This window comes from Paraburkholderia sp. CNPSo 3076 (assembly GCF_026343935.1).
GTDB lineage: Bacteria > Pseudomonadota > Gammaproteobacteria > Burkholderiales > Burkholderiaceae > Paraburkholderia > Paraburkholderia nodosa.
This window is the reverse complement of record NZ_JAPMAL010000030.1, coordinates 113,725-125,363: the sequence shown is the minus strand read 5'-3', so window position 1 is coordinate 125,363 and position 11,639 is coordinate 113,725. Positions and strand designations below refer to the sequence as shown.

At 66.7% G+C, this 11,639-nt stretch carries 9 protein-coding genes and 1 pseudogene; 6 read left to right on the top strand and 4 right to left on the bottom strand.

Annotated features, from left to right (window positions below):
- Positions 1–734, bottom strand: a 734-nt coding sequence (locus M3A49_RS31000) for an SH3 domain-containing protein (RefSeq protein ID WP_266232380.1), incomplete at its 3' end; no start/stop codon positions are given.
- A 282-nt stretch (positions 735–1,016) separates the two neighbouring features.
- On the opposite strand from M3A49_RS31000, the gene M3A49_RS30995 reads away from it, so the two are divergent.
- Positions 1,017–2,339 (top strand): TIGR00366 family protein, encoded by a 1,323-nt coding sequence (locus M3A49_RS30995; RefSeq protein ID WP_266232379.1) that lies wholly within the window; start codon positions 1,017–1,019, stop codon positions 2,337–2,339.
- A gap of 33 nt (positions 2,340–2,372) precedes the next feature.
- Here M3A49_RS30995 and M3A49_RS30990 read toward each other — a convergent pair whose 3' ends face one another.
- Positions 2,373–2,741 carry a DUF488 domain-containing protein gene (locus tag M3A49_RS30990; protein ID WP_254358431.1) on the bottom strand — a complete coding sequence of 123 codons (369 nt, stop codon included), beginning with the start codon at positions 2,739–2,741 and terminating at the stop codon, positions 2,373–2,375.
- 42 nt (positions 2,742–2,783) lie between these two features.
- Positions 2,784–3,383, bottom strand: a pseudogene (locus M3A49_RS30985) (uracil-DNA glycosylase family protein); the annotation flags it as partial.
- Between the two features lie 233 nt (positions 3,384–3,616).
- On the opposite strand from M3A49_RS30985, the gene M3A49_RS30980 reads away from it, so the two are divergent.
- The 5 genes from M3A49_RS30980 to dld all read left to right on the top strand — a co-directional run bounded on the left by M3A49_RS30980 (position 3,617) and on the right by dld (position 10,681).
- Complete coding sequence (locus M3A49_RS30980) at positions 3,617–4,675, top strand: patatin-like phospholipase family protein (RefSeq protein WP_266232378.1); 1,059 nt, start codon at positions 3,617–3,619, stop codon at positions 4,673–4,675.
- Positions 4,672–6,162, top strand: a complete 1,491-nt coding sequence (locus M3A49_RS30975) for a GntP family permease (protein ID WP_254358421.1) — start codon at positions 4,672–4,674, stop codon at positions 6,160–6,162. Before M3A49_RS30980 ends, M3A49_RS30975 begins: the two co-directional genes overlap by 4 nt.
- Before the next feature lie 91 nt (positions 6,163–6,253).
- Positions 6,254–7,798 carry a hopanoid C-3 methylase HpnR gene (gene hpnR / locus M3A49_RS30970; RefSeq protein ID WP_254358422.1) on the top strand — a complete coding sequence of 515 codons (1,545 nt, stop codon included), beginning with the start codon at positions 6,254–6,256 and terminating at the stop codon, positions 7,796–7,798.
- Between the two features lie 116 nt (positions 7,799–7,914).
- Positions 7,915–8,814 carry a LysR family transcriptional regulator gene (locus tag M3A49_RS30965; RefSeq protein WP_266232377.1) on the top strand — a complete coding sequence of 300 codons (900 nt, stop codon included), beginning with the start codon at positions 7,915–7,917 and terminating at the stop codon, positions 8,812–8,814.
- Positions 8,815–8,938: 124 nt separating this feature from the next.
- Positions 8,939–10,681 (top strand): D-lactate dehydrogenase, encoded by a 1,743-nt coding sequence (gene dld / locus M3A49_RS30960; RefSeq protein WP_266232376.1) that lies wholly within the window; start codon positions 8,939–8,941, stop codon positions 10,679–10,681.
- A 78-nt stretch (positions 10,682–10,759) separates the two neighbouring features.
- Here dld and M3A49_RS30955 read toward each other — a convergent pair whose 3' ends face one another.
- Positions 10,760–11,524, bottom strand: a complete 765-nt coding sequence (locus M3A49_RS30955) for a DUF4410 domain-containing protein (protein ID WP_266232375.1) — start codon at positions 11,522–11,524, stop codon at positions 10,760–10,762.
- Positions 11,525–11,639: the final 115 nt, after the last annotated feature.

Genomic DNA, 11,639 nt, shown 5'->3' with positions numbered 1-11,639 from the left:
CCGCCGCCCTGCGGTCGATTACTCCCGCCGCCGGACGGCCGCCCACCGCCTTGCCCCTGCGGCCGGCCACCGCCTTGGCCAGGCGGACGGGCATTCCCTTGGCCAGGCGGACGGGCGTTGCCTTGTCCGGGCGGCCGCGCATTCCCTTGTCCGGGCGGCCGCGCGTTGTTGTTGCCAGAGCCCGCGCCCGGTGGCCGGTTTCCCTGTCCGGCGTTGTTGTTGGGTGGGCGATTCCCGCCGCCCTGGTTAGGCGGCCGTGCGCCGCTGGGCGGACGACCGACGGGCGGCCGCGGCCGCACGGGCGGCGGCGGCATGGGCCGCGGCCCTGGATGGCGCGCCCAGCGCGATTGATTGGAGTACCACGGCCGGTCGCGATAGTGCAGGCCCCAGTACGCGCCGAGCGAGAATGTCACGATCGGCAGACCGATGCGCGGGCCATAGCCCATCACCGGCACGCGCTGTCCTTGCCACGGATAGCTGATGAAGGTGCCGTAGACCCAGCCGCGCAGGCCCGGAAAGCCGATGTCGCACCAGCTGAAGCCGGCGACGCAGCCCCATACCGTCACTGCCACGCCACCCGGAATCTGGGCGACGATAGGAAAGTCGGCCGCGGGTCCTGCGTAGATGTTGACGGTCTGATTCGTGAATGCCTGCGACTGGGCGTGCGCGGGCGGCGAAGCCACGAATATGCCGGCTAGCGCGGCGAGCACGAGACCGAGAAACTGCTTGCGCATTGCTGCCTCCCCCTGGGTGGCGCCACCCGGACATTCATTGAGATAGCAACCATAACGGTAGCAGATAAGCCTTTTAGGGCGCGTCCAGGCATGTAACGGCTTATTTCGTGCGGGCGCACAATCACCGGTCAGGCGCGGCGTTCAGCTCGCGTTCGGCGCGCATTTGGCAAATTGCCGGCGCGGCGCACGCATTATGCCGCGCTGTGCAAAAATCGCGGCCTCGGTTCGCAAAGAAGAAAACAGCCGGCCGATTCCGTATCAGCAGACGAGGAGCAGACCACCGTGATTCAGCGTATTTCCCATTTCTTTACCGGCGTAGTGCATCGGATCCTGCCGGACCCGCTCATCTTCGCCATTCTCCTCACCGTCGTGACCTTCGTGCTGGCGTTCGCGCTCACGCCGCAGCCGCCCGAAGCGCTCGTCTTGATGTGGGGTTCGGGCTTCTGGAACCTGCTCGCGTTCGCGATGCAGATGGTCCTGATTCTCGTGACCGGCCACGCGCTCGCCAGCTCCGGCCCGGTCAAGCGCATGCTGGTCGCGCTGGCGAGTTGCGCGCGTACGCCGGGCCACGGCGTGATGCTGGTGGCATTCGTGGGTGCGATTGCCTGCGCGATCAACTGGGGCTTCGGTCTCGTGCTCGGCGCGATGTTCTCGCGCGAAGTGGCGCGGCGCGTGCGCGGCGCGGACTACCGGCTGCTCGTCGCCGCCGCGTACATGGGCTTTCTCACGTGGCACGGCGGCCTTTCCGGCTCGGTGCCGCTCGTCGCGGCCACGAAGGGCAACCCCATGGAAAAGGCCGTCGGCCTGATCCCGGTCTCGCAGACCATCTTCACGGGCTATAACGCGTTCATCACGCTCGGACTGATCGTGCTGCTGCCGATACTCGTGCGTCTCATGATGCCGAAGCCCGAAGATGTCGTCTCGGTCGACCCCGCGCTGCTCGAAGATCCGCCGAGCGTCGAGCGCAAGCTCGGGCCCGACGCGACCTTCGCCGAGCGCATCGAGGAAAGCCGCGCGCTCTCGCTGCTGGTGGCGGCGCTGTGCTTCGTGTTCCTCGGCTTCCGGTTTCACACCAAGGGCTTCGCGCTCGACATCGACACTGTGAACCTCGTGTTCCTCGCCGCAGGCCTCGTGCTGCACAAGACGCCGATGGCCTACGCGCGCGCCGTGGCCGGCGCCGCGAGGGGCGCCTCGGGCATCATGATCCAGTTCCCGTTCTACGCGGGCATTCAGGCGCTCATGGACCACTCGGGTCTGGCGGGCGTCATCACGAAGTGGTTCGTCGATATCGCGAACGTGCACACGTTTCCGCTGCTCGTCTTTCTCAGCTCGGCGGTGATCAACTTCGCGGTGCCTTCGGGCGGCGGCCACTGGGTCGTGCAGGGGCCGTTCGTGATGCCGGCGGCGCAGGCGCTCGGCGCGGACCTCGGCAAGTCGGCGATGGCGATCGCTTATGGCGAGGCGTGGACCAACATGGCGCAGCCGTTCTGGGCGCTGCCCGCGCTCGCGATTGCGGGCCTCGGTGTGCGCGACATCATGGGTTACTGCGTGACCACGTTGCTGTTCTCGGGCGTGGTATTCGTCGCGGGGATGTATCTCTTCTGAGCGTGAAACGGGCGGCGTCCGAGCGCCGTCCGCTCATTTGTGCGTTGCGTGCTTCGCCAGATAGTCGCGCAGCACGATCGCGTGATTGCGCTCTGTGTCGTGGGAGCCATAGAGCAGGGTGATGTGCCCGTTCGCGGCCGCTTCGGCGAGCGGCCGCCAGGCGTCGGGATTGGCATTCAGTTCGGCCAGATAGCGCTTCCTGAATTCGCTCCACTGCTCCGGGTCCTTGTGGAACCATTGGCGCAGTTCGGTGCTCGGCGCCACCTCCTTCAGCCACTCCACGTTCGCGAGCTTTTCCTTGCTCAGGCCGCGCGGCCACAGCCGGTCCACCAGAAAGCAGTGGTGTCCGTGCCCGGGCAACGGTTCGTAGACGCGCTGGATGTCGATTGCCGGTTTCGTCATCGTCGGCTCCTTTTTAGTGGTTTGCGCGTGGCGGCCCTCGGGTGCCAGCAATGCCTGCACGCGCTCCTGCAGCGCGGGCAGGACGTCGAGTTCGAACCACGGGTGGCGCTTGAACCATGCCTGGTTGCGCGGCGACGGATGCGGCAGCGGCACGAAATTGGGTGCGTAGTCGCGCCAGGCCGCCACCGTTTCGGTGAGCGAGCCACGGCGCTCGCTGCCCAGAAAATAGCGCTGGGCATACTGGCCGACGAGCAGGGTCAGGCGCACGCCGCGCAACTGCTCGACGAGCCGCGCGTGCCACAGCGGGGCACATTCCGGGCGCGGCGGGTTGTCTCCGCCGCCGCCGCGGCCGGGGTAGCAAAAGCCCATCGGCACGAGCGCGACCTGGGCGGCGTCGTAGAACGTTTCGCTGTCGATGCCGAGCCACGCGCGCAGCCGTTTGCCGCTCGCGTCGTCCCACGGCACGCCCGAGGCGTGGACCTTGGCGCCCGGCGCCTGGCCGACGATCAGCAGGCTTGCCGTATCGCTCGCCTGCAGCACGGGGCGCGGCCCGAGCGGCAGCGCGTCGGCGCAGGCGTGGCAGGCGCGGATTTCGGCGAGTAGCGCGGGAAGCGCGCCCGAGAGCGAAAGCGGCCCCCGCAGCGGATGGACAGTCGACACGGCAAGGCGGGGAAGCGTGAAGGGAGATCCAGTCTACCAAACGCCCTGGTGCGCCGCTGCGACCGGCCCGCTTCGTGCCGGTCGGAGGGCGATTGATGGGCGATTCAGGCATGATTCCAGCGCGCTTGAACCCCATTGCGCGCTGCGTCATTCTCGCGCGGCCATTTGCGCTTTTCCTGTAATCTCGCCCGTGGTCTGTCTGGAACGGAGCCGCAATGCCTGCCGAAGCCGAGACGTCAACCCGCACGACCCCCACCGAGCCCTTGCTCGTCGATCTCGCACTGCAAGGCGGCGGCTCCCATGGCGCATACACGTGGGGCGTGCTGGACCGCCTGCTCGAAGAGCCATGGCTGCAGATCGAAGGCATTTCGGGCACGTCGGCGGGCGCGATGAACGCCGCCGTGCTCGCGAGCGGCCACGCGCGCGATGGCGCGGCCGGCGCGCGCGAGGCGCTCGAGCGCTTCTGGCGCCGCGTGTCCGACGCCGCGCGCTTCAGCCCGTTCCGGCGCGGCCCCGTAGACATCCTGCTCGGGCGCTGGACGCTCGACCATTCGCCCTTGTTCGTCGCGCTCGACATGATGGCGCGTGTCGTCTCTCCGTACGATCTGAATCCGGGCCGCGTGAACCCATTGGGCACGATCCTCGCCGACACCATCGACTTCGAGGCGTTGCGCCATTCGCGCATCAAGCTCTTCATCACGGCCACGCGTGTCTCCAACGGCCAGGCGCGCGTGTTCCGCAACGCCGACCTCACACCCGACGCGCTGCTCGCCTCGGCCTGCCTGCCCACGCTCTTTCAGGCCGTCGAGATAGACGGCGAAGCCTACTGGGACGGCGGTTACGCGGGCAATCCCACCATTACGCCGCTGATTCGCGAGACCGATTCGATCGATACGATCCTCGTGCAAGTGAATCCCGTGGAGCGCGCGGGCACGCCGCGCTCGGCGCGCGACATCATCAACCGCGTGAACGAGATCGCGTTCAATTCCCCGCTCATCAAGGAACTGCGCATGATGGCGCTGCTGCACAAGGTCGCCGACGCGGGCAGCGAGGAGGGCCGCCGCTGGGCGGATATGCGCCTACATCGCGTGCATAGCGCGAAGCTCGTCACGCTGGGCTCGTCGTCGAAGCTCAACGCCGAGTGGTCGTTCATCACGATGCTGCGCGACGAAGGCCGCCGCGCCGCCGATGAATTCCTCGCGCAGCACGGTGCGCAACTCGGCGAGGCGTCCACGTTCAATTTCGAAGCGCTGCTCGAAGGGGTATTGCAATGAGCGCGGGCACACTCGTTATCGGCCTCGGAGGCATGCTCGCGAGTCTCGCGCTCCTGATCTGGCTCGCGTATCGCGGCTGGAGCGTGCTGCTGCTCGCGCCGCTGTGCGCCATGCTGGCCGCGCTCATTTCCGGCGAGCCGGTGCTCGCGCATTGGACGCAAACATTCATGTCGAGCACGGGCCGATTTCTCGCCCAGTTCTTTCCGCTCTTTCTGCTCGGCTCGCTGTTCGGCAAGCTGATGGAAGATAGCGGCTCGGTGGATGCCGTGGCGCGCCTCATGATCGACAAACTCGGCACGCGCCACGCGCTCGTGGCCGTGGTGCTGGGCGGCGCGCTCGTCACCTATGGCGGCGTGAGCCTGTTCGTCGCGTTCTTCGTGCTCGCCCCCATGGCGCAGGCGCTGTTTCGCTCCGCCGATATCCCGCGCCGCCTGATGCCCGCTGCGATCATGCTCGGCACGGCGACTTTCACGATGTCGGCGCTGCCCGGCACGCCCGCGCTGCAAAACGCCATTCCCATGCCGTTCTTCGGCACGACGCCGTTCGCGGCGCCGGGTCTTGGCGTGATCGCGAGCCTCGTGATGGCGGGCTTCGGCCTCTGGTGGCTCGGGCGCGCGGCGACGGCGGCGCGGCGCAACGGCGAGGGCTTCGTCGAGCCTGACAACGGTGGCGCCGATGACGAAGATCGCGCCACGTCCTCGCTCGTGCGCGAGCGCGCGAGCCTCGCGCAAGCCTTCGATCCCGCCGAGATCGGCAACGGCGCGGCGGCATCGGACCATGCCGGACCGCCGTCGCCCTTCGCCGCGCTCGCGCCGCTCGTGGTCGTCGTGGCGATGAACTTCGTGATGAACGTCGTGGTGTTCCCGCGCATCGACGCCTCGTATCTCGCCGAACCGCGCTGGGGTTCGACCACGCTTTCGGCGGTGGCGGGCGTGTGGGGTGTCTCGGTTGCGCTCGCGCTCGGCATTATCGTGCTGGTGGCGCTCAATCGCGGGCGGCTCGCCGCGCTGCGCGAAAGCGTCGATGCGGGCGCCAACGCGTCGGTGTTGCCGGTGCTGAGCGTGGGCAGCCTCGTGGGCTACGGCGCCGTGATCGCCGCATTGCCCGCGTTCGAGGCCGTGCGCGACTGGGTGCTCGGCATCGGCGGCGGCCCGCTCGTCTCGCTCGCCGTCGCTACGAACCTGCTCGCCGGGCTGACGGGCTCGGCGTCGGGCGGGTTGACCATCGCGCTCGACGCGCTCGGCGGCACCTACATGCAGCTCGCCGCCCAGCATGGCATCAATCCCGCGTTGCTGCACCGCGTGGCCGTGATGTCGTCCGGCACGCTCGACAGCCTGCCGCACAACGGCGCCGTGGTCACGCTGCTGGCCGTGTGCGGCTCGACGCATCGCGAAAGCTACCGCGACCTCGTGGTGGTGAGCATCGTCGGCGCGCTCATCGCACTCGGCGTGGTGATCGTGCTCGGATCGTTGTTCGGCAGTTTCTGAGCGTCGTTCCTGCGCGAGACACGCCGCGGGGCAGCGATCCGCCAACGCGCGTAGACTCTCGCGAAGCAGCGGCCCTTCGCAAGGAGGCTTCATGAAATTGCTTGCTGTCCACCCGAGCGGACTGATGTACACGCGCGTGTTCCTGCGGCTCGAGCCGCTGGGTCTCGAATCCGTGGCCGGCACGGCGCGCGAGGCGGGCCATGAGGTGCGCCTGCTCGATCTGCAGGTCGAGACACACCGCGACCTCATGCGCATGGTGCGCGACTGGCAGCCCGAGGCGCTCTGCTTTTCGGGCAACTATCTGGCCAACATTCCCGAGATCATCGACCTGTCGAAGGCGGTGAAGGCCGCGCTGCCCTCGTGCTTCGTGTTCGTGGGCGGGCACAGCGTGTCGTTCACCGCGCACGATCTGCTGCGCCATGCCGAAGGCGCGATCGATTGCGTGCTGCGCGGCGAGGGCGAAGCTTCGGTCAACGAACTGCTCGAAGCGGTGTCGCGCGGCGCCGACCTGCTCGCGGTGCCGGGCGTCGTGACGAGCCACGGATCGGGGCCGCCGCCACGCTTCGTCGAGAATCTCGATCCGGTGCGGCCCGCGCGCGACCTGCTGCGCCATCGCCGCAAGTATTTCATCGGCACGCTCGATCCCTGCGCCTCCATCGAATTCGCGCGCGGCTGCCCGTGGGACTGCACGTTCTGCAGCGCATGGACGTTCTATGGACGCAGCTACCGCACGCGCAGTCCCGAAGTCGTCGTGGACGAACTGGCGGCGCTTCGCGAACCGGGCGTGTTCATCGTCGACGATGTGGCATTCGTGCACGCCGAACACGGCATGGCGATCGGCGAGGCGATCAAGCGACGCGGCATCGACAAGCACTACTACCTGGAAACGCGTGGCGACGTGCTTCTGCGCAACAAGGACGTGTTCCGCCTGTGGAAGTCCATTGGCCTGAAGTACATGTTCCTCGGTCTGGAGGCGATCGACGAGGAGGGGCTCAAGGCGTTTCGCAAACGGATCAGTCTCGACCGGAATTTCGAGGCGCTCGAGTTCGCGCGTTCGTTGGGGATTACGGTTGCGATCAATCTGATTGCCGATCCGGACTGGGACCGCGAACGCTTCGAGACGATCCGCCAGTGGTGCCTGGAGATTCCCGAGATCGTCAATATCAGCGTGAATACGCCGTACCCGGGGACGGAGAACTGGCAGCGCGAGGCGCGGCGCCTCACCAGCCTCGACTATCGTCTCTATGACATCCAGCACGCCGTCGTGCCGACGAAGCTTCCGTTGCCCGAGTTCTACGCGGAACTCGTACGCACGCAGCAGGTTCTCAATCGCAAGCACATGGGCTGGACCGCGCTGCGCGGCGCGGCGGGGCAGGCGACGCACCTGCTGTTGCACGGCCAGACCAATTTCGTGCGCATGCTGTGGCGCTTCAACTCGGTGTTCGATCCGCGCCTGCAGATGGCCGATCACGCGCGTGAAGTCCACTACGAGATGACGCCGCCACCCGGCACGAGTGGCGCGCCGCAGGTCGATATGAAAACCGTCTACATTCATGGTCCCTCCGGCCGCAAGGGCCGCAAGATCGACGACGCCACGGAGAAGTTCGTCGACGAGACGCGCATGGGTCTCGGCTGATTGTCCGGCCTGCGCCGTCACGATGCATACCGGTTGCGCACGCGTCCTGGCGTGGGGGTTGGACGCGCGCGCGTTGCGGGTTCACAATCCACCGGTTGCATCAAGACGAAAAAGATATGGAATTCCGGCAACTACGCTACTTTCTCGCCGTCGCGGAGTATCTGCATTTCAGCGAGGCGGCAGCCTTTCTCGGCATTGCGCAGCCGCCGCTCAGCCAGCAGATCCTCAAGCTCGAAAAGGAAATCGGCACGCGGCTCTTCATCCGCCACTCGCGGCGCGTGGAGCTGACCGAGGCCGGGCGGCTCTTTCGCGAGCGCGCACAACGCCTCATCGACGACGCGGATCTGGCGCTCGCGGAGGCGCAAAACGCGGGGCGTGGCGAGAGCGGGAGGCTCGTGCTCGGCTTCGCCGGTTCCACGGTGTTCCATCCGCTCGTTGCGACCGTGCTGCAGCGCTTTCGCAGCGCATATCCCGGTGTCATGATCGGGTGTGAGGAGAGCAACAGCTCGGTGCTGCTGGAACGCGTGAGCGAAGCGAAGGTGGACGCCGCGTTCGTGCGCCTGCCGCTCGATTGCCGCGGCCTCGCCACGCAGGCGCTCGTGCAAGAGGACGTCCTCGCCGTGCTGCCGCCGCGCCATCGCCTCGCGCGCCGCCGCAGCCTCGATCTCGGCGATCTCGCGGGCGACCCGCTGATCCTGTTTCCGCGCCCGATCGGCCCCGATCTCTACGACTCGATCATCAGCGCGTGCCACGCCGCGGGCTTCAATCCCGTGATCAGCATGGAGTCGCCGCAGATTTCCTCGACCGTCAACATGGCGGCGGCGGGCTTCGGCGTCACGCTCATTCCTTCGTCGATGCGCCAGATCCAGGCCAAGGGCGTGACGTACCACGATCTCAAGGGCGGCACGCTGCACACGACCATCGCGCTCGTGCACCGTCCGCGCGAAAGGGCGCCCACGGTGCAGAACTTCGTGCGCATCGTGCGCGATGCGTCGCGGCAAGCGCCGCAGGGCTGACTCTCCGGTTCCAAAGGTCGATCCATATCTTTCTCGTCTTGATTGTGCGTGGTCGCGATATTGGACGTAATGGATCGCGGGTTCTATCCTTCCGCGATCATCGTTTTCTGCAGGAGTCGTTCGCATGTCCACCACGAACCCGAGCGCCGCCCGCGAGCCGCTTGTCGCGTCGTTGCGCGCCGTCGTCGGCCGCCAGCACGTACTGACCGGCGACGAAGCCACGCGGCGCTACCGCAAGGGTTTCCGCTTCGGCGAGGGGAAGGTGGCGGCGGTCGTGCGGCCCGGCACGCTCGTCGAGCAGTGGCGGGTACTGCAGGCTTGCGTGGCCGCGAACGCGATCGTCATCTCGCAGGCTTCGAACACGGGCCTCACGGGCGGTTCCACGCCCGACGGCGACGACTACGACCGCGAGGTCGTGATCGTGAGCATGACGCGCATGCGCAAGGTCTATGTGATCGACGGCGGCAAGCAGGTGGTCTGCCTGCCGGGCTCGACGCTCGATCAGCTGGAGCAGACACTCAAGCCGCTCGGGCGCGAGCCGCATTCGGTCATTGGCTCCTCGTGCCTGGGCGCTTCGGTCGTGGGCGGCGTGTGCAACAACTCGGGCGGCTCGCTCGTGCGGCGCGGCCCCGCCTATACGGAAATGAGCGTGTTCGCGCAGGTCGATACGGCGGGGCGCCTTGCGCTCGTGAATCATCTCGGCATCCGGCTTGGCGAGACGCCCGAAGCGGTGCTTGGCCGCCTCGATCGCGGCGAACTGCCCGAAGCCGATATCCTCCACGACACGGGCGCGGCTTCCGATCAGGGTTACGCGGACCACGTGCGCGACATCGAAGCGGACACGCCTGCGCGCTACAACGCCGACCCGCTTCGTTTGCACGAAGCGGCAGGTTCGGCGGGCAAGGTCATGGTGTTTGCGGTGCGGCTCGACACGTTTCCTATCGAGCGGGGCGCGAAGGTGTTCTACATCGGCACGAACGAGACGGCTGAACTGACCGACCTGCGCCGCGACATACTCGGCAAGTTCTCGAAGCTGCCGATCGCGGGCGAATACCTGCATCGGGACGCCTTCGATATTGCCGAGCGCTACGGCAAGGACATGTTCCTCTTGATCCAGCATCTCGGCACGCGGCGCCTGCCCGCGCTGTTCGCCTTCAAGAGCCGCTGTGACGCGTTGTTCGAGCGGCTGCCGTTCTTTCCCGCGCATTTCACCGACCGCGTGGCGCAGGCCGTGAGCCGGTGCTTTCCGGGCCATCTGCCCGCGCGGCTCAAGGACTACCGGCAGCGCTACGAACATCATCTGATGCTGAAGGTTTCGGCCGACATGGCGGACGAAACGCGTGCTTACCTGAACGCGTTTTTCGGCGTGGCCAGCGGCGACTTTTTCGAATGCACCGACGAAGAGGGCAGCAAGGCGTTTCTTCATCGTTTCGCGGCGGCGGGCGCGGCGGTGCGCTATCGTGCGGTGCATGGCGACGAAGTGGAGGATATCGTCGCGCTCGATATCGCACTGCGCCGCAACGATCGCGACTGGTTCGAGCAACTGCCCGAAGCGGTGGAAAAGCCCATCGCGATCAAGCTCTATTACGGGCACTTCTTTTGCCATGTGTTTCATCAGGACTACATCGTACGCAAGGGCAATGACTGCCTCGCGATGGAACACGAGATGTGGAAGCTGCTCGACGCGCGCGGCGCCGAATACCCCGCCGAGCACAATGTCGGCCATCTCTACGATGCGAAGCCTGCGCTGAAGTCGTTTTACGAAACGCTCGATCCGTGCAACTGCTTCAATCCGGGTATCGGCCACACATCAAAGTTCGCACGCTATCGTGAACCGCAGGCGCAGCGCGAGCCGCAGGCCCAGTAAACAAAAAGACGGCGGCGGTATCGAACCGTCGCCGCAAAGGGCACGAACCCTCGCGCTGCGCTGCGCGCTTCCCCCGTATCAGCTCTTCGTCGTTGTCATCCAGCCGTTCTGCGTGCTGATCTGCGTGACTTCTTTCGCGATCGAGCGGGCCAGCTTGCCGGCATCCGACGAGAGCGTGTCGCGCTTCGCCTCTGAGGCGCCGTGCAGACCGCCGCCCACCACCGCCGCCGTCGCCACATGGCCAGCCGCCGCGCCCACGCCCGCCGTCTCGGCCATGCCAGGCATATGGCCGCTATCCGCCTTCGTTTCGAAGCTCAGGAGCGGTTGCGGTTCGCCGCCGTTGGCGGGCTGGAACAGCACCGCGATTGTTGCGCCCACTTCGCTCTTGCCCGCGCCCAGGCCGATCAGCATGCGGCGGCGGCTGCTGCCTGCGTCCATCGTGTCGATGCGGCCTTCCACGATCAGCGCGTTGCGGCCGGCCGGCGCGGGACCGTCTATGCGCACGGCGGGCAGGCCCATTTTCTGAAGTTCGCTCACGAGCTGATCGGCGAGATGCTCACGCGTTTGCAGCGCGGCCTGCTGTTGCTGCTGCGCCGACGACTCGCCGCTCGTCATCGTCTTGAGCTTGTGCAGCATGCCGGTGCTGTCGAGCTTCACCTGGTCGGCGGCGGCGTCGAACGTGTAGACGTAGACGACGTCGGCGTGCAGTTGCGGGAGCGGCCCGTTCGTCTGCACGACCGGCGCCGCCGACGCGCAGCCGCTCGCGAACAGCGCGCCGGCGAGGAACGTGGTGCCCGCGATGCGCTTGGCCTTGTTGACGAGGAAGTTGATGATCGTTTGCATGTCGATGTCCTTTTGCCTGAAAGAGTGTTTCGTGTCTGCCGATACTCGCAACGTATTCAGGATGGCGAACTATCGACTATGGTGCTTCGGCGTCTGGGCTCCGGTTTGTTCCGCT

Coding starts and splice junctions, on each gene's coding strand:
- M3A49_RS30990 (WP_254358431.1), bottom strand. CDS start 2,741: ATGACGAAACCGGCAATCGACATCCAGCGCGTCTACGAACCGTTGCCC.
- M3A49_RS30980 (WP_266232378.1), top strand. CDS start 3,617: ATGCCTGCCGAAGCCGAGACGTCAACCCGCACGACCCCCACCGAGCCC.
- M3A49_RS30975 (WP_254358421.1), top strand. CDS start 4,672: ATGAGCGCGGGCACACTCGTTATCGGCCTCGGAGGCATGCTCGCGAGT.
- hpnR (WP_254358422.1), top strand. CDS start 6,254: ATGAAATTGCTTGCTGTCCACCCGAGCGGACTGATGTACACGCGCGTG.
- M3A49_RS30965 (WP_266232377.1), top strand. CDS start 7,915: ATGGAATTCCGGCAACTACGCTACTTTCTCGCCGTCGCGGAGTATCTG.
- dld (WP_266232376.1), top strand. CDS start 8,939: ATGTCCACCACGAACCCGAGCGCCGCCCGCGAGCCGCTTGTCGCGTCG.
- M3A49_RS30955 (WP_266232375.1), bottom strand. CDS start 11,524: ATGCAAACGATCATCAACTTCCTCGTCAACAAGGCCAAGCGCATCGCG.